At 73.9% G+C, this 17,582-nt stretch carries 13 protein-coding genes; 8 read left to right on the top strand and 5 right to left on the bottom strand.

Annotated features, from left to right (window positions below; all coding sequences use genetic code 11):
• Positions 1–224: 224 nt before the first annotated feature.
• The 7 genes from AB0I42_RS09750 to AB0I42_RS09720 all read left to right on the top strand — a co-directional run bounded on the left by AB0I42_RS09750 (position 225) and on the right by AB0I42_RS09720 (position 6,802).
• Positions 225–668: a hypothetical protein gene (locus AB0I42_RS09750; RefSeq protein WP_357536054.1), complete on the top strand. Its 444-nt coding sequence runs from the start codon at positions 225–227 to the stop codon at positions 666–668.
• 93 nt (positions 669–761) lie between these two features.
• Positions 762–1,184 carry a ferritin-like domain-containing protein gene (locus AB0I42_RS09745; protein WP_357535826.1) on the top strand — a complete coding sequence of 141 codons (423 nt, stop codon included), beginning with the start codon at positions 762–764 and terminating at the stop codon, positions 1,182–1,184.
• A 102-nt stretch (positions 1,185–1,286) separates the two neighbouring features.
• Positions 1,287–1,913 carry a PadR family transcriptional regulator gene (locus AB0I42_RS09740; RefSeq protein WP_357535825.1) on the top strand — a complete coding sequence of 209 codons (627 nt, stop codon included), beginning with the start codon at positions 1,287–1,289 and terminating at the stop codon, positions 1,911–1,913.
• Positions 1,910–2,626: an ABC transporter ATP-binding protein gene (locus AB0I42_RS09735; protein WP_357535823.1), complete on the top strand. Its 717-nt coding sequence runs from the start codon at positions 1,910–1,912 to the stop codon at positions 2,624–2,626. The genes AB0I42_RS09740 and AB0I42_RS09735 overlap by 4 nt, the downstream gene beginning before the upstream one ends.
• Positions 2,623–5,313 (top strand): ABC transporter permease, encoded by a 2,691-nt coding sequence (locus AB0I42_RS09730; RefSeq protein ID WP_357535821.1) that lies wholly within the window; start codon positions 2,623–2,625, stop codon positions 5,311–5,313. Before AB0I42_RS09735 ends, AB0I42_RS09730 begins: the two co-directional genes overlap by 4 nt.
• 50 nt (positions 5,314–5,363) lie before the next feature.
• Entirely contained in the window at positions 5,364–5,831 is a 468-nt protein-coding gene (locus AB0I42_RS09725) for a nitroreductase/quinone reductase family protein (RefSeq protein ID WP_357535819.1), read from the top strand.
• A gap of 257 nt (positions 5,832–6,088) precedes the next feature.
• On the top strand, positions 6,089–6,802 hold the full coding sequence (locus AB0I42_RS09720) for a nucleotidyltransferase domain-containing protein (protein WP_357535818.1): 714 nt from the start codon (positions 6,089–6,091) through the stop codon (positions 6,800–6,802).
• A gap of 18 nt (positions 6,803–6,820) precedes the next feature.
• Here the strand turns inward: AB0I42_RS09720 and map are convergent, their stop codons facing one another.
• Positions 6,821–7,678, bottom strand: coding sequence for a type I methionyl aminopeptidase (gene map, locus AB0I42_RS09715; RefSeq protein ID WP_357535816.1), 858 nt, complete (start codon positions 7,676–7,678; stop codon positions 6,821–6,823).
• A 118-nt stretch (positions 7,679–7,796) separates the two neighbouring features.
• Here map and AB0I42_RS09710 point away from each other — a divergent pair, with 118 nt between their 5' ends.
• Complete coding sequence (locus AB0I42_RS09710; RefSeq protein WP_357535815.1) at positions 7,797–8,108, top strand: STAS domain-containing protein; 312 nt, start codon at positions 7,797–7,799, stop codon at positions 8,106–8,108.
• A 28-nt stretch (positions 8,109–8,136) separates the two neighbouring features.
• Here AB0I42_RS09710 and AB0I42_RS09705 read toward each other — a convergent pair whose 3' ends face one another.
• The 4 genes from AB0I42_RS09705 to AB0I42_RS09690 form a co-directional block, all read right to left on the bottom strand.
• Positions 8,137–11,886, bottom strand: coding sequence for a SpoIIE family protein phosphatase (locus tag AB0I42_RS09705; RefSeq protein ID WP_357535813.1), 3,750 nt, complete (start codon positions 11,884–11,886; stop codon positions 8,137–8,139).
• Between the two features lie 126 nt (positions 11,887–12,012).
• Complete coding sequence (locus AB0I42_RS09700; RefSeq protein ID WP_357535812.1) at positions 12,013–12,564, bottom strand: pyridoxamine 5'-phosphate oxidase family protein; 552 nt, start codon at positions 12,562–12,564, stop codon at positions 12,013–12,015.
• Positions 12,565–12,728: 164 nt separating this feature from the next.
• Positions 12,729–15,818 (bottom strand): hypothetical protein, encoded by a 3,090-nt coding sequence (locus AB0I42_RS09695; protein WP_357535811.1) that lies wholly within the window; start codon positions 15,816–15,818, stop codon positions 12,729–12,731.
• Between the two features lie 502 nt (positions 15,819–16,320).
• Positions 16,321–17,376, bottom strand: coding sequence for a hypothetical protein (locus AB0I42_RS09690; RefSeq protein WP_357535809.1), 1,056 nt, complete (start codon positions 17,374–17,376; stop codon positions 16,321–16,323).
• Positions 17,377–17,582 lie beyond the last annotated feature (206 nt).

The raw sequence follows: 17,582 nt of genomic DNA, 5'->3' as shown, positions 1-17,582 counted from the left end.
CTGGGTAACCATGCCAGTACGCCACCGGGCGTTCGCGCCCGGCGGCTGCGCAGAGCGTAACGCGCGAACGGCTCTTCCGATCGGCCGGCGCACCGACCCGGCGGGCCGGAGACGGCGGGGGCGCCCCACGGGCGGCGCGGATGGTGTTGACTTGGCCGGTGCGGAGCGGGAACACCTACATCCACGACATCGGACCGGGACGCTCCCGGCGATGGCTGCTGCGGATGGCGGGCGCCACGGCCGGTCTTGCGGCCACCGGCGTGCTGTCGGCCTGCGGCCTCTTCGACGGCGACGACCCACCACCGGCCCCGGACCCGCTCGCCCCGCTGCTGGCCGACGCGCGCGACCTCGCGGCCCGGCACGAGGCCGCGGCCGCGGCCCATCCCGCCCTGGCCGACCGGCTGACGCCGATCGCGCAGGCGCACCGCGCGCACGAGGCGGAGCTGGTCCGGGTGACCCGGGAGTCACCGTCCCCGTCGCCGTCCGGGGCCACCGCGGTGGCGCCGCAGGTCCCGACGGAAGCCGACGCCACCCTGGCGGAGCTGCGTACGGCCGAGGAGGCGGGCCACAAGCTGGCCCAGGACGCCTGCCTGGCCGCCCCGGCGGAGCGGGCGGCGCTGCTCGGCTCGATCACGGCCGCCCGGGCGACCCACCTGGAGGTGCTGTGAGCGAGCGGAGTGTGGCGGCGTGAGCGAGCGGAGCGAGCGAACCATCAGGCAACACGATGAACACGGCGGCGCCGAGCGAAGCGAGGTGACGCCGTGAGTACGGGGCTGGCGGCGGCGCTGACCGCCGAATACGCGGCGATCCACGCGTACGGGGTGATCGGGGTGCGGCTGGCGGACGCCGCCGCGGCCGACGCGCGGGCCGCCGAGGCGGCCCACCGGACCCGCCGGGACGCGCTGACGGTCCTGCTGAACGAGACGTCGGTCACGCCGCCGCCGGCGGAACCGTCGTATGCGTTGCCGTACCCGGTCACCGACACCGCGTCGGCCCTCCGGCTGGCGGTCGAGATCGAGGAGCGTACGGCGGCGGTGTGGCGGGCGGCGCTGCCGGTCACCACCGGCGACCAGCGTGGTCAGGCGCTCGCGGCGCTGACCGACTGCGCGGTCCGGGCGACCCGGTGGCGTCGTACGGCCGGCGGTGTCCCGCTCACGGTCGCGTTTCCGGGCAAGGTGAGCTGACCCGGCGGTTCCGGGTCCGCGCCGTCCCGTTCGCCGGGGGCCCGGACGGGGCACCGGCGACACCGGGAAGCCTTGCATACCCAGTACGTATACTGGTTAAGTATGACGATCCGCCATGGTCTTCTCGCCCTGCTCGAGCGCCAGCCGATGTACGGCTACCAGCTCCGGGCCGCCTTCGAGGAGTCCACCGGCGCGACCTGGCCGCTCAACATCGGGCAGGTCTACACCACGCTGGCCCGGCTGGAACGGGACGGTCTCGTGCGGCCCCTGCCGGAGAACGACGGGGGGCAGCGGCCGTACGAGATCACCGACACCGGCCGGGCCGAACTCGCCGACTGGTTCGGCACTCCGATCAGCCGGAACGACCGCCCCCGCGACGAACTGGCGATCAAACTGGCGCTGGCACTGACCACCCCGGGCGTCGACGTGCGGGCCGTCGTGCAGACCCAACGCACCGCGACGATGCGTACCCTCCAGGAACTCACCCGGCTGAAGGTGCGCGACGACCGGCCGGGCGACCTGTCCTGGCGGTTGGTGCTGGACTCGATGCTCTTCCAGGCCGAGGCCGAGATCCGCTGGCTGGACCATTGCGAGGTCAGCCTGGTCCGGCACCGGCCCGCCACACCCGGCGGCGTCGCGTCGACCGACCGGTCTCCCGGGCGCCCGTACCCCGCCGGTCCCGCCGTCGGCGCGGACACACCGGACGCCCCCGCGCGGGCGGAACGGTGAACCTGCTCGAACTTCGCGACGTGCACCGGACGCACGGTTGCGGCGCGGGCGCGGTACACGCGTTGCGCGGGGTCGACCTGACCGTCCGGCCGGGTGAGCTGGTCGCGGTGATGGGGCCGTCCGGCTCGGGCAAGTCGACGCTGCTCAACCTGGCCGGCGGGCTCGACCGGCCGACCCGGGGCCGGGTGTCGGTGGCCGGCGCCGATCTCGGCACCCTCGACCGGCGCGGGCTGGCCCGACTGCGCCGCCGGTCGGTCGGCTACGTCTTCCAGGACCTCAACCTGCTGCCCAGCCTCACCGCGGTGGAGAACGTCGCGCTGCCGCTCGAACTCGACGGCCGGGGCGTACGGCACTCCCGGCGGCTCGCGGTCGCGGCGCTGGCCGAGGTCGGCCTCACCGACCTCGGCGACCGGTTCCCCGACGACATGTCCGGCGGCCAGCAGCAGCGGGTGGCGATCGCCCGCGCGCTGGTCGGCGAACGGCGGCTGGTGCTCGCCGACGAACCCACCGGCGCGCTCGACTCCCAGACCGGCGAAGCGGTCCTGCGGCTGCTGCGCGGGCGGGTCGACGCCGGCGCGGCCGCCGTGCTGGTGACCCACGAGGCCCGGCACGCCGCGTGGGCCGACCGGGTGGTGTTCCTGCGGGACGGGCTCGCCGTCGACACGTCCGGGCCGCTGGACGGGCCGGAGCACCTGCTCCAGGACATCGGGTGAGGTCCTGGCGGGCCGCGCTGCGGATCGCCGCCCGGGAGGCCCGCCGGGCGCGGGCGCGTACGGCGCTGGTGGTGGCGATGATCGCGCTGCCGGTGCTGGCGCTGTCGTACGTGGCGGTCAACTACGACATGTTCCGGCTGACTCCCGCCGAGCGGGCCGAACGCCGGCTCGGCACGGCCGACGCGTCGCTGACCTGGCTGGTGGACGGGCCGCTGACCCAGGACCTGCGGGGCGGCGGATGGGTGATCCCCGGTGATCCGCCCACCACGGCGCCGACGCTCGACGAGGTACGGGCCGTGCTGCCGCCGGGCAGCCGGGTCGTCCCGCTCGGCGAGACCAGGCTGTCGCTGCGTACCACCACCGGCGTCGGCGAACTGCCGGCCACCGTGGTCGACCTCGCCGACCCGATGGTCCAGGGAATCGCGTCGGTGGTCGAGGGCCGCGCGCCGGCCGGCGACCGCGAGATGGCGGTCAGCGCCGAGGCGCTGCGCCGGCTCGGCGTCGGGCTCGGCGACGACGTGACGAGCGCCGACGGCGTACGCGTCTACCGGGTGACCGGGGTGGTGGAGTTCCCGGCGGACCTGGGCGAGATGGTGGCGCTGCCGCCGGACGCGGGCCCGGTGGCGCAGCGGTGGCTGGTCGACGCCCCGGAACCGGTGACCTGGGAGCAGGTCGAGCAACTCAACCAGCGCGGATTCCTGGTCGAGTTGCGGACGGTACTGCTCGATCCGGCGGCCGATCCCCGCTACGACCCGTCCGTCGCCGACGCGGACGCGACCGTCGTCGGGACGGGCGTGCTGGTCGCCGGGTTGGGCGTGCTGGAGGTGGTCCTGCTCGCCGGGCCGGCGTTCGCGGTCGGTGCCCGCCGCCGGCGGCGCGATCTCGCCCTGGTCGCCGCGAACGGCGGCACCCCCGCCCACCTGCGCCGCATCGTGCTGGCCGACGGTGTGGTGCTCGGGGTCGTCGGGGCGGCCGTCGGCATCGTCCTCGGCATCGCCGCCGCGTTCGCCGGCCGCCCGCTCGTCGAGGAGTACGTGGCCCAGGCCCGGGCCGGCGGATACCGGGTCCTGCCGCTGGCGCTGCTCGCCGTCGCCGGGCTGGCCGTCGCCACCGGGGTGCTCGCCGCGATGGTGCCGGCGTTCACCGCGGCCCGGCAGGACGTCGTCACCGCGCTCAGCGGCCGGCGCGGCGCGGTCCGGTCCCGCCGGCGGTGGCTGGTCGTCGGCCTGGTCGCGGCCGCCACCGGCACGGCCCTGGCGGCCGCCGGCGCGATGTGGGTGAGTGAAACGGTCATGCTGGCCGGGTTGGCGCTCGCCGAACTCGGCCTGGTGTTGTGCACACCGAGCCTGATCGGGCTGCTCGCCAGGTTCGGCCGGCTGCTGCCGCTGGCGCCCCGGATCGCGCTGCGCGACACCGCCCGCAACCGGGCGGCGGCCGCGCCGGCGATCGCCGCCGTGATGGCCGCGGTGGCCGGCAGCATGATGATCGGCGTGTACACGGCCAGCGATCGGGCCCGTAGCGTCGAGGGGTATCAGCCGGCCCTTCCGCACGGGTACGTCACCGCCTGGTACGACGGCTTCGCGCCCCCTTCGGATCCGGCACCGGTCGAGCGGGTCGCCGCCGCCGCCCGCGACGCCGGTGTCGAGGTCGGCGCGGTGGCCCGGTTGCACCAGCCGACCTGCCCGCCCGGCACCGCCGAACGGATCGCCTGCGGCCTGACCGTCGCGGTCCCCGCCGGGCAGGCGTGCCCGTACGACCCGTCCGGTGCCCTGGAGGCGCCGGACCGCCGCCGGGCGGCCGAGGATCCGCGTTGCGCCGTCGGATACCACACGATCTCGGGGGTGCTCGCCGACTCCGTCGTCGACGACGGGTCGGCGCTGCCGGTGCTGACCGGCGCGGACCCGGACGACCTGCGCCGCGCCACCGAGGTGCTACGGGCCGGCGGGGTGGTGGTCACCGACCCCGGTCTGGTCGTCGACGGGCAGGTGGCCGTGGAGGTCCGCCGCCACGACCCGGCGCTGCCACCGGATCCCGATGGCGGGCTCGCCGTCGTCGACACGGTCCGACTGCCCGGCTACGCCCTCACGTCCGGCCTCTCCGCCGAGCGGGTCGTCTACTCGCCGGCGGCGGTCGACCGGCTCGGCCTGGCCGCCGCCCACACCGGCTTCGTCCTGGCGACCGCCGCCGAGCCGACGACCGGGCAGGAGGACCGGCTACGGGACGGCCTGCGCGCACTGCCCGGCAGTCCGGTGCCGGCCGTCGAGCGCGGCCCGGGTGGCTACGGCGACCTGGACGTGATCCTGCTGGCGATCGCCGCCGGTGTGGTCACCCTCGGTGCCGCCGGCATCGCCACCGGGCTCGCGGCCGCCGACGGCCGGGCCGACCTGTCGACCCTCGCCGCGGTCGGGGCCAGTCCGCGGGTACGCCGGCTGCTGTCGCTCTGCCAGTCGGGCATGATCGCCGGGCTCGGTTCGCTCCTCGGGGTGGTCGCCGGGCTGACCGGTGCCGTCGTCGTCATGTTCGCCCTCAACGAGGCCGGCCGGGCGAACTGGCCCGGCGGGGGCACCTACCCGGTGACGGTGCCGTGGTCGATGCTGGCGGTCGTGCTCGCCGTACCGGTCGTGGCGATGCTCGGCGCGGGCCTGCTGACCCGGTCCCGCCTGCCGGTCGAGCGACGGATCGTCTGACCCGTCCGCCGGGGCTGTCCTCCGGCGGCGCGGGGCGGCAGACTGTGCCGGTGCCGGCCCTGCGAAACGTGACCCGTCGCCTCGGACACCGCCGGTGGTTCGCCGCCGCCGCCCGCGTCCTGGTGCCCGCCGACCGGCTGGTCAGCCGGCTGACCAGCGGTCGGGTGGTGGCGCTCGGCCTGGTGCCGTCGCTGCTGATCACCACGACCGGACGGCGGTCCGGGCAGCCGCGCGGCAACCCCCTGCTGTACGTCCGCGACGGCGACGCCTTCGTGGTCGCCGGCTCCAACTGGGGGCAGGCCCGCCCGCCGGCCTGGGCGCTGAACCTGCTCGCCGATCCGACCGCCACGGTCACCGTCGCCGGTCGGCGGGTCCCGGTCCGCGCCCACCTCGCCACCGGTGCCGAGCGGGACCGGTTGTGGGGCCTGCTGGTCCGGGAGTGGCCGGCGTACGACACCTATGTGGACCGGGCCGGCGGCCGGCCGGTACACGTGTTCCGGCTCACGCCGGCCGGCTGACCGGGCCGCGTCCGGCTCGCCGGCCGGCCTCTCCCCCCTTGGTGCCAGACGCGCCGCGCGGACCGCTCCGGGCCGCCGGCCGCGCCCATCCTGGTATCGGCGCACCCCACCTCCGGGGCCGCCGACGGGGAGGGCGAGATGAACACGCGATTCTGGGCCGGGCCAACCTGACGGATTCCCCCACCAGCACCGGCCACGCAGGCCGGCCGACACCGCCGAACTCGCCGCGAGCCCGCTCATGGCGCACAATTACGGCCGTGCCGCAGGACAATCCGTACCTCGCGAATCCGCGGTGGGCCGTCGCCGAACGGGTCGCCGAGACGGCCCGGCGGCGTTTCCCCGCCGACGTCCTGGCCATCGGGGCGTACGGCCGGCTGGCCCACGGCGACGACGACGAGACCACCGGGATCGAACTGGTGGTGGTGACCTACCGGGAGTCCGGCGGGCCGCGCCCGACCCGGCGACGGATCGACGGGGTGCTCGTCGCACTCGACGTCGTCGACGCCGACCGTTGCCTGCGACGCGCCCGCACCCTCGACACGTCCTGGCCGCTGGCCGCCGACCGGTACGTGACGACCAAACCGCTCTACGACCCGACCGGCTGGCTGGACCAGCTCCGCGACGCGCACCTCGGCCGGCTCGCGCAGGCCCGGGCCCCCGAGTTCAGCACGCTGGCCCGGGAGGCGTGGTGCGAGGCGGCGTCGGCGCACGCGCTGGCGGGCCGGCTCGCCGCCTGGTACGACACCGACGGCGCCCTGGTCGGCCTCGGTGCGGCCCGGCTGGCCGCGGCCAACGTGGTGGGGCTGCTCACCCGCACCTACTTCCGGGACGGCGCCGACGCGGTACGGCGGGCCGGGCTCGCCGGCGCCGACCTGACCGAACTCGGCGAGGTGCTGCGTGCCCAGGCCGGTGAACTGGCCGCCCGGGGCCGGCCGGTCGACGGCACGGTCGCCGACCTCTTCGACGCCTGAGCGGGCGGTCCGGCCCGGTCAGGGCAGGGTGAGGATCTCGACGCCGTCCTCGGTCACCACGACGGTGTGCTCGAACTGGGCGGTCCACCGCCGGTCCTTCGTCACGACCGTCCAGCCGTCGGACCAGAGGTCGTACTCGTACGTGCCGAGTGTGATCATGGGCTCGATCGTGAAGGTCATGCCGGGTTCCATCACGTCGGTCGGCCGGGGGCTGTCGTAGTGCGGGATGTAGAGCCCGCTGTGGAACGCCTCACCGATGCCGTGGCCGGTGAAGTCGCGCACCACGCCGTAGCCGAACCGCTTCGCGTACGACTCGATGACCCGGCCGACGACGTTGATCTGGCGGCCCGGCGCGACCGCGCGGATGCCGCGCATCATCGCCTCGTGGGTGCGTTCGACCAGCAGGCGGGCCTCCTCGGAGACCTCGCCGACGCAGAAGGTCGCGTCGGTGTCGCCGTGTACGCCGTCGATGTACGCGGTCACGTCGACGTTGATGATGTCGCCGTCCTCGAGCACCGTCGAGTCCGGGATGCCGTGGCAGATCACCTCGTTGAGGCTGGTGCAGCACGACTTGGGGAAGCCCTTGTAGCCCAGCGTCGACGGATAGGCGTCGTGGTCGATCAGGAACTCGTGCACCACCCGGTCGATCTCGTCGGTGGTGACCCCGGGCTTGCAGTGCTCACCGGCGAGCTGGGTGGCCTGCGCCGCGATCCGCCCGGCGACCCGCATCTTCTCGATCGTCTCGGGCGTCTGGACGTGCGACCCGGTCCACGGCTTCGGCCGCTTCTTGCCGACGTATTCCGGACGGGGGATGTGGGCGGGCACCTGTCGCCACGGGGAGCGCGTGCCAGGGGTCAACGGCGCACGGACGGTCATGCGGTAAGCCTATCGCCGCCGTCGGCGGGGGCCGACGGATCGCCCGCCGGGTGCCGGGGACCACGGAGCCGGGGGGCGCTTGTTGCCGTACGGCAACCACTGTGCCAAGGTACTTGCCGTGGATCAACAGGGTGCGGATTCCAACTTCTCCGCCGCCGCCCAGGCAGATGGTGACCACGTGACGGTGAATGTCACCGGCGAGGTCGACATGGCCACCGCCGACACGATGTACGCGGCGGCGACACCGTCCGGCGCCGCCCGGCTGACCCTCGACCTGCGGGCGGTCACGTTCTTCGACTCGGCCGCCATCCATGCCCTGGTCCGGCTCGGCGCCCGGTATGCCGACGCGCTGACGGTGCTGCCGTCCCCGCAGGTGCGCCGGGTGCTCGACATCTCCGGCCTCGGCGACCAGCCCTGGCTCGCCGACTGACGGGCACCCGCCGACCTGCCGGCGGCGCTCACCCGCCCAGCCGGCGGCGTACGGTCACCGTCGTGCCGCTGTCGGACCGGTGCACCGTCAGCTCGGCGAGCGCGCCGATGAGCGCCAGCCCCCGGCCCCGGAACCCGGCGCCGTCGGATTCCCGCCACCGGCCGCTGTCCCGGACGACGGCGGCGACCTCGTCACGGCCGATGGTCACCTCGATGCTGATCGTTTCCTCGGCCGGCCCGACCGGGTGCTCCATCGCGTTGGCGGCCGCCTCGGAGACCGCCACGATCAGGTCGAACACGTCGTTCTCCGGCACCCCGTGCCCGGTCAGGAAGCTCTCCAGCCGCCGGCGCAGCACGCTGAGCTGGGCCGGATCGACCGCCAGGCGCAGCAGCAGCCGGTCGGGCTCGGCGGCCTCCAGGGCCAGCACCGCGACGTCGTCGCGTCGGGGCCGGCCGGCCACCCGCCCGACCATCGCGCTCACCAGGTCGTCGACGTGGTCGGTCGGGCGGGCCGCGTCGGTGAGGAGCTGCGCGAGACTGTCGTCGATGCCCTGCCGCCGGTCCTCGACCAGGCCGTCGGTGTAGAGCAGGATCCGGGCGCCCGGATCGAGCTGCCCGTCGATGGTGGCGTACTCGGCGTCGGGCAGCGCGCCGACCGGCGGACCGAGCGCCCTGGTGTAGAGGAATCGGGCCGTGCCGTCCGGCTCGATCAGCGCCGGCGGCGGATGCCCGGCGCTGGCATACCAGAGCCGGCCGGTGACGGGGTCGAAGCGTACGCACACCACGGTGGCGAAGGAGCGCCGGCCGACCGTGCCGACCAGCCGGTTCAGCCGGGTCAGCGCCGCGCCCGGGTCGAACCCCTCCAACATGTACGCACGCAGCGCGTTACGGAGCTGCCCCATGGCGGCGGCCGCCCTCACCCCCTTGCCGACGACGTCGCCGATGACCAGCACGAGCCGGCCGTCGTCGACCGGGATCGCGTCGTACCAGTCGCCGCCGACCTCGACCTCGCTGTTGCCGGCCAGGTAGCGGCTGGCGACGATCGCACCGGGTAGTTGCGGCAGCGACTGCGGCAGCAGGCTGTGCTGGAGGGTCATCGCGATCCGGTGCTCGGCCTCGAAGAGGCGGGCGTTGTCGAGCCGTACGCCGACCAGCCGGGCGAGTTGGGCGAGCACCTCCTCCTCGGCGTCGGTGACCGGACCGCGGTACGGCCAGGCCCGCAGTTCGCCGAACGGTTCACCGGTCGTGCCGGACAGCGGCACCACCAGTGGCGGGTCGGTGGGCAGTTCGCCGCCGCCGTCCGCCTCGAAGCGGGCGCCGGGGACGCTGACCACGACCCGGGCGGCGCGGACGGCCAGTTGCGCGTGCTCGGCCGCGGCCTTCGTCACCTCGGCCGTCGACTGGGCGGTGTTGACCGCCACCGCCGCGTCGGTGAGGGCCCGCAACTGCCGGATGATCTGGCCCCGGAGCTGTCCCAGCTCCACGTTGGACCGGACCCGGGCGATCAGCTCCTGCCCGGAGAACGGCTTGACCAGGTAGTCGTCGGCGCCCGCGGACAGGCCCTCGACAGCCGCCACCTCACCGGCACGGGCGGAGAGCATCACGATCGGCAGGTGCCGGGTGCGCGGATCCGCGCGCAGCGCCGCCAACAGCTCGAACCCGTCCATTCGTGGCATCATCACGTCGGTGATGACCAGGTCGAACGCGCTGTCGGCGGCGGCCTGGGCGGCGGCCACGCCGTCGGCGACCGCCACCACCTCGAAGCCCGGCGACAGCAGCCGGGTCAGGTGGTCACGCAGGTCGGCGTTGTCGTCGGCGACGAGGATCCGGCCGCCACGCCCGGCCGTACGGTCGTCGCCGCCCACCGGGCGGGAACCCCCGGCCGGGGCCACCGCGGGGGCCGGGACGACTTCCCCGCCCGCCCACCGCACCGCTTCGGCGAGGTAGAGCCGGGCGGTGTCGCTCTCGTCCACCGGGGTGTCGCCGGTGCCCACCTGGTCGGCGGGCAGGTGCCCGGCACCGAACGGCAGCGTGACCGTGAACGTGCTGCCGACGTCGGGCCGGCTGCGCACCGCGACCCGGCCGCCGTGCAGTTCGGTGAGTTCGCGGACCAGGGCCAGGCCGATGCCGGTGCCCTCGTGACTGCGGGCCCGGCGGCCGACGACCCGCTGGAACCGCTCGAAGACCAGCGGCAGGTCGGCCTCGGGGATACCGACGCCGGTGTCCGAGACCTCGAGCACCGCCGACCCGCCGGACGCGAGGGTCCGTACGGTGATCCGGCCGGCGAAGGTGAACTTGAGCGCGTTGGACAGCAGGTTGAGGACGATCTTCTCCCACATCTCCCGGTCGACGTGCACCGGACCGGGCAGCGGCGGGCAGTCGACGTCGAGCCGCAGCCCGGCCCGCTCGGCCGCGGACCGGAAGTTGCCGGCCAGCCGGGCGGTGTAGTCCGACAGGTCGGTCGGCCGGTAGCTGGCGTCGATCCGGCCCGAGCCGATGCGGGAGAAGTCGAGGACGGTGTTGACGAGCTTGAGCAGCCGCAGGGCGTTGCGGTGCATCAGCTCCAGTGCCTCGCGGTCGGCGACGGACAGGTCGGGGGCGGCCAGCGCCTCCTCCAGCGGCCCCAGGATCAGGGTCAGCGGGGTGCGGAACTCGTGGCTGACGTTGGAGAAGAAGTTGGTCTTCGCCTGGTCGAGGGCGGCGAGCTGCGCGGTCCGGGCCCGCTCCTGCTCGTACGCCCGCTGGTTGGTCACGGCCGCCGACACCTGGGCGGCCAGCAGCCGGAAGAAGTCGCGGTAACGCTGGTCGACGGCGAGCCGGCGGCTGGCGCCGAGCACCAGCGCGCCGACGGTACGCCCGCCGCCGGTGACCGGCAGCACGAGCACCTCGTCGGCGGTGTGGTCGGGCACCGACGACAGGAACGCCGACACCGGGGCCTCGGCCGGCCGCCCCCGCGCCACCACCTGGCGCAGCAGGGCCGCTCCGGCCCCCGGCGTGTGTGGGCCGACCGTGGTGGCGCGGACCGTCGGGGCGGGCACGCCGGCCGCCGACACCAGCGCCACCGCCGGCTCGTTGGCGGCCGGCTCCGGGGCGTCGGCGGCGGGCTGCGGTGCGGGACCGGTGGGCGAAGCCGTCCCGGCGTCGTCGAGGTAGAGCAGGGCGAACGGCACGTCGTTCGGGTGCTCACCCAGCACGGCCGCGACGCGGTCCCCCAGGTCGGCCTGCCCGGAGGCGTCCGCCAGCCGGACGCCGAGCGCGCTCAGCGCGCCGACCCGGCGCTCGCCGAGGACCCGGCCGGTGGTGTCGCTGACGATGCAGAAGATCCCGACCACCGAACCGTCGTCGTCGCGGATCGGGTCGTAGGAGATGTCGAAGTACGTCTCTTCGAGGAACCCGTGCCGGTGCAGCATGAACGGGTGGTCGGTGGCCCAGAACGACCGGCCGGTGGCGGCCACCTCGGCGAAGAGTTGGCCGAGCACCTCCCACGCCTCGCTCCACATCTCCCACCCCGGGCAGCCGAGCCAGTCCGGGTGCTTGTCGCCCATCGTCGGCACGTAGGCGTCGTTGTAGAGCGCGACGTGCTCCGGCCCCCAGAAGATGATGATCTGGGCACGGGAGGCCAGCATGCGTATGGTCGCGTGGCGCAGCGGGGCCGGCCAGTCGGCGAGGTCACACCCGATCGGCGTGGCCGCCCAGTCCAGGTCACGGATCCGGGCGCCCATCTCACCGCCCGCGTCGAGCGCGGCAGCCAGATCGGCGGGAAGCGGCTCCGGTCCCATGGCACCTCCAACCGACGACAGCACGAACCGACGGACCCTCAGGCCCGTCGGCTGCGGCTTGTACCCTGGCCGCCCGGGAAAGTAACACGGCACGCGGGCGCGGGAACCGCCCCGACCGCGCGGGGGTCAGGAGAAGGTGGGCAGCCCGTCGATGCTCGCCGCGTTGCGGGTGGCCCGGTATTCGACCAGGTCGGCCCCGGTGCGCCGGGAGTGCGCCCGGACCAGCAGGTCGCGGTCGCCCTCGTACGCCATCAGCGGCACCGCGTAGCCGCAGGAGTCGCTGATCCGGTGTACGTCGACGGTGATCACCGCCCGCAGCCCGTGCAGGTCGGGTGGGTCCGGGAAGAGCGCGAGCAGGTCGGCGCAGGCCGGATCGTCGACCGCGACGAAGGTGCCCCGGCCGTAGAGCCGGACGATGTTCGGCGGGCCCTGGAAGGCACAGAACATGATCGTGATGCGGCCGTTGTCGCGCAGGTGGGCGATCGTCTCGGCGCCGCTGCCGTGGTAGTCGAGGTAGGCGACCCGATGCGTGTCGAGCACCACGAAGGTGCCGGTCATGCCCTTCGGTGACACGTTGACGTGGCCGTCGGCACCGCTGGGCGCGGTGGCCACGAAGAACATCACCTGCGCCTCGATGAAGTCCCGCAGCCGGCCGCTGATCTCCTCGTGCAACTTCACGGCATCCACTCCCCGGTCGCGGCGGTCGTGGCCCCGCCACGGCCGCCCCCTGACCCGATCCTGTCACGGCCCCGGCCGGCCCGCCCTCCCCTGACCGGCCGCGACCAGGCACACGACGCGGATCGGGGACCCGGGACACCGGGTCCCCGATCGGGCGGCCACGGTCAGTTCGTGGCGGCGTGCACGTGTTCGTTCGTCGCCCGCAGCAGGTCGACGACGGTCGTCACCGCCGGCAACCCCTCCCGGTGCGTGCCGGCGCCGACCCGGCCCGACCAGTACCGGTACTGCGCCGCCAGGGTGTCCGCCCCGGTCCGCGCGGCCTGGAAGACACAGGAGCCGAGCGGGTCGATCGGCCGGTCGGCCGCGGTCGAGAGCGCGCAGGCCGGACCGAACCGCTCCTGGTTGTACCGGGGGTCGTGCCCGGTCAGATCGCCCTGGCACGGATCCCAGTCCAGATACTGCTGGCATGGGGCGTAGTTGGCCACCGCCCGGTGGAACGCGTTGCGCAGGTACTGCGAACCCGGGTCGTGGCTGTTCTGGCTGCGCGGCAGGCCGAAGTCCGCCGGCAGCGGCCGGTCACCGAAGAGCTGGGCGTTCATGACGTCGTCCCGCTCCAGGGCCGAGGCCCAGCCGAGGTCGGTGAAGATCTGCAGCATCCGTACCGCGTCGCTGACCTTGTGTCCGGCGTCCCAGAGCTGCTGCGACGGCGACCAGCTGCCGGCCGGCGGCCGTTCGGTGCCGGTGCCGAGGGCGGCGACCCGGTAGAAGTACTTCTGCTTGCCGGTGAGCATCGCCCGGACCTTGACCCGGGCCTCCTCCAGGACGGCCGGGTCGTCGACGACGGTCCCCACCGTCTCCATCTTCGACCGGTACGTCGACGCCCAGTTCTTGGTCACGTAGTGGTCCGGTTCGTTGCAGTAGCCGGTCGGGATCGGGTCCCGGACGGTCCACGTGCAGATGTCGCTCAGCCCGGTCCGCCAGGTGACGGCGCGGACGTCCCGCCACTGCCCGCCGACCCACTTAGCCTGCTGCCGGGCGACGAGCTTCAGCGTCCCGGACGTGATCTCGGACCGGGGTCCGGTGGTGGTCCGGAGGTTCTCGTAGCTGGCCTCGAGGCAGCTGCGCAGCTCGGGCCGGTGTCCGGGCGGCATGCCGTAGTTGCCGAGGTGGTAGACGTTCGGCAGGACCGAGCGGTTCACGTTGGTCGGCGTCGACACGGCCCGGCCGTTGTTCTCGCAGTACGGCATCGTCGCCACGTCCGCCACCCGACCGCCGGCCGGGACGGCCTGGTCGGGGCTGCCCCACATGTCGTACTCGCGGTCGGTCTCGACCCAGCGGACCGCCCGGCCCACCTCGGCCAGCGCCACCGACCAGCCGGTCATGGCCGAGTTGTAGTCGGCGAGCAGGGTCTTGAACAGCGCGTTGGTGTCGCCACCGGCGGCCGGGGCGCTGAACTGCCGGACCCGCCGGTTGATCGCCTCGCCGGCCGAGATCGTGGTGCCGGTCTCGGTCGCCGGGAGCTGCCCGGCGTAGACCGGGTTCTGCAGGGCGATGACCAGGTTCGCCCGGGCGCCGAGCAGCCACGCGGCCGGGTTGGCCACCTCCGCCGCCGGCTGGTCGCCGGGCGCCGGGGTCAGCGCGATCCCGCGCTGGCCGGCCCACCGGGCCAGGTAGTCGATCGAACCACTGGGCAGGTGCAGGTCGACGGTCGCGACCGGGTCGGCGAACGACGCGCCGACCGGCACCACGTACGGCGCCCGCCGGGCGTCGTCGACGGCGAACGTACGGGTCGGCGAGTCGGCCTCGTCGAAGTAGACGTCGTACGAGCCGATCGCCGGCACGCCACGCGCCTGCCGGTGCACGTACCGGTCGATGGTGGTCTTCAGCGGCTTCTGCGCCACCTCCTCGAACGCGGCCTGGCTGGCCAGGGCGAGTGCGTCGACCCGCTGGTCGAGGACGAGCAGCTGGCCGGCGATGACGGTCAGCTGGGCCCGTACCTCGGCGGCGCTCCGGGACAGGGCGGTGAGCTGGGCGGACAGCGCGTCGTACATGGCGCCGAGCATCTTCTCGATCCGGTCGAACCGCTTGTCGAGCCCGGCGGCGAGCCGGGTCACCTGGTCCCGCAGCTGCGCGATCTGCTGGCTGACCGCCGAGTCGGTGCCGCCGCCGGTGAACAGCGGCAGCAGCAGCATCGCGGCGCCGACCAGCCCGCCGACCAGGGTGATCGAGGCCAGCGCCAGGCTGGCCGCGGTCATCGTCGCGGCGGAGATCGTCGTCACGTACGTGCTGATCGCGCTGACCGCGCCGACGACGGCCTTGCCGATGATCTCGATCTGCTTGCCGAACGGCTTGTCGACCAGGCCGGCCAGGAAGGACAGCACGGAGACCGCCTGCCCCAGGCCCTCCAGGGCCTTCTTGTTCGCCTCGGCGGCGGCCTTCGCGGCCGCCTCGTCGGTGCTGGTCGGCTTGTTCGGGCCGTCGACCGGGAACCTGTCCGACGCGGCGACCACGCTCGTGACCGTCGCCTCGGCCCGCGCCTTCAGGGCCGCGAGGGCCGCGTCGAGCTGGGCCCGGACGACCGCCTCGTACGCTTCCTTGTCACCACGCTTGGCGGTGATCGCCGCCAGGTCGAGGTGCCCGGCCAGCTCCGGCAGGGCCGCCAGTTCGGTGGGGCTGGCGCCCAGCGCGACGCCGAGCCGGTCGCCGTACGCGCCGTTCCAGACGGCGGCGAGGTCGGCGTCGGTGGCACCCTGCCGGTGGAAGGTGCGCCACACCTGCGTCTGCGCACCCCGGAACAGGATCTCCCAGACGTGTTCCTGGGTGCCGGTGCGGATCTGCTCGATCGGCGGCACGATGCCGCCCAACTCCTCGCCGGTGGTGGTGCGCAGCAGCGCGCCGACGGTCGGCCCACCCAGGTACGCCCCGTCGGTCTCGGCCAGTTTCGCCATCGACGCCGCCAGCAGCAGCAGCTTCGCCGGCGACTCGTCGTCGGCGCGGACGGCCTGCGTCACCGCCGTGGTGGTGACGGTGAGGTGCTGCTGGATCTCCGGCCGGGCGGCGGTCGGGTTCCTGGCCCGCCAGTCCAGCAGCTCGGCGGCGACCACCGTGTCGACCAGTGCGGCGGTGCCGGTACCGCGTACGCCGACCGCGGCCGCGAACAGCGCGTCGTGGGTGCCCGGCTCGTCGTAGGCGACCGGGTCCGCGGCCCGGGCCGGGGCGGCGAGCCCCAGCACCAGAGCCGCACAGAGTGTCATCGCGTACCACCGGTGCCGGTGGCCGCGACGGCGACGAAAGTCCACCATCTTCTCCTTCGTGTGGTGCCGCCAATTGCGCCCGGCCACACTTGCGGGTCTCTTACGGCCGACTTGTCGCCCTGTTCAGCACCCCGCCGCGGCGTAATTGCGTTGCCGGTCGGGGCGGGCCGGCGCATGCTCGTTGGCATGACAAGGCACCACGGAGCGCGCCGGCACCGGCGCGCACACAGCGTGGTCCTGCGAAGGGTCCTCAGGCGTCGTTAGCGCACCGGGCCCGGCAGGGCCCGGTCCCTCCCCGGGAGTCGCCTGACGACTTCCCCGCCGGGTCTTCGGCCGACCCGGCACCGCGGCGGCGCGGGGCGTGCTCACCTCTCTCACCCGTACGGCGTTCGCCGTGCCAGCGCCCGCCCCGCGCCGCCACACTTTCGCCCCCGGCTCGCATGCCGGTGGGCCGGGTGCCGCGGATGCGATCCACGACTCCCGGCCCACCTTCACGTGCTGGCTAGGCCTGCGGCCTGCCCGGCTCGATGGTGTAGTCCACGCCACCGACGACGAAGCTCTCGCCGGGCTCACGCAGCGGCCCGACCTGGGTGATCTGGAGCCCGTACGACTTCTGCAACGGCTGGGCCGCCGAGAAGCTCAGTTTCAGCACGGGACGCTCACCCGGGTTGATCAGGATGCCCTTGATCGTGGCCCGCTGCGGATCGGCGAACTCGATCTGGCTGCGGCCGACCACCCGGATGCCCTCACCCTGCTGACCGCCCCGCTGCCAGCGCGCGAACAGCTCCGGACCGAGGTCGGCGACGAGCCGCAGCCCCGGGACGGGTTCGGCCAGCGGCCGGACCGCGAGGTCGAAGGGGGCCGCGACGTTGAGCGCGTTCGCCAGCGCGAACGGCCGGTCGCTGATGATCCCGCCACCACCGACCGAGACGGTGTTCGCGTTCTTCCAGACGATGTTGTTGTTGTACTGGGTGTTGATGGACGTGGCCGGCCCTTCGAAGAGCATCGGGTCGGTCTCCGACTCCCAGCGGAGCAGGATGCAGAAGTGGCCGAGGGAGGGCACGTTGGGCCACGTGATGAACGTCGAGGTGACCCCTCCGGGGGCGACCGCGATGGTGCGGGAGCCGATCGGGGTCCAGTCGCCCGGCCAGTTCGCGCCGCCACCGGACGTGGTGTAGTAGGCCTTCAGCGTCCCGAAGCTCACACCCGTCCCGTACGGCCCGTTGGCCCGGAGGTTGGCGTGGATGTAGCTCGTCGACCCGACGACCGGGTTCGAGTGGACGCAGCCCGGCGACGTATTCGGGCAGACCTTGACGTCCGGGCTGTTGAAGAAGGACGAGAGGATCGCGCCGTGCGGCTCGAAGCCGACGTCCGAGGAGGTGTCCTTCAGGTAGGCGTCGGTGCGCGACGACACCGTCGAGCCGGAGCCCGGGCCGGCGTCGACGGTGGTGCCGGCCGTGGCGGCACCACCGGTGGAAACGGCCATCAGCGCCGCCAATGCCGCGCCGAACAACAGCCGCGCCACCGCTTTGCGGCCGCGCGGAACTGATGCGTTCATGGGATTTCCTTCCCGTCGAGAACTGGGGTGTCGAGCAGCGGGGAGCACTCTCTAGAGCCGGCGGGAATACTGTAGTTCAGCGATGGACGGCAATGGAATAACTGAATAAAAGCGATTGGGGGACGTGCCCGCTTTTGCCGGGGAGTAGCTATTTACCGAATGCGGGAAAACGTGAATGGAAAAGCGTCGGGGCGATATGTATCAAT

The organism is Polymorphospora sp. NPDC050346 (assembly GCF_040655695.1).
In the GTDB taxonomy this organism is placed as follows: Bacteria; Actinomycetota; Actinomycetes; order Mycobacteriales; family Micromonosporaceae; genus Polymorphospora; species Polymorphospora lycopeni.
The sequence above is the reverse complement of the archived record's forward strand: the minus strand, read 5'-3'. Positions and strand labels throughout refer to the sequence as shown.

Coding starts and splice junctions, on each gene's coding strand:
- AB0I42_RS09750 (WP_357536054.1), top strand. CDS start 225: ATGGCGGGCGCCACGGCCGGTCTTGCGGCCACCGGCGTGCTGTCGGCC.
- AB0I42_RS09740 (WP_357535825.1), top strand. CDS start 1,287: ATGACGATCCGCCATGGTCTTCTCGCCCTGCTCGAGCGCCAGCCGATG.
- map (WP_357535816.1), bottom strand. CDS start 7,678: ATGACCGTCCGTGCGCCGTTGACCCCTGGCACGCGCTCCCCGTGGCGA.
- AB0I42_RS09705 (WP_357535813.1), bottom strand. CDS start 11,886: ATGGGACCGGAGCCGCTTCCCGCCGATCTGGCTGCCGCGCTCGACGCG.
- AB0I42_RS09695 (WP_357535811.1), bottom strand. CDS start 15,818: ATGACACTCTGTGCGGCTCTGGTGCTGGGGCTCGCCGCCCCGGCCCGG.
- AB0I42_RS09690 (WP_357535809.1), bottom strand. CDS start 17,376: ATGAACGCATCAGTTCCGCGCGGCCGCAAAGCGGTGGCGCGGCTGTTG.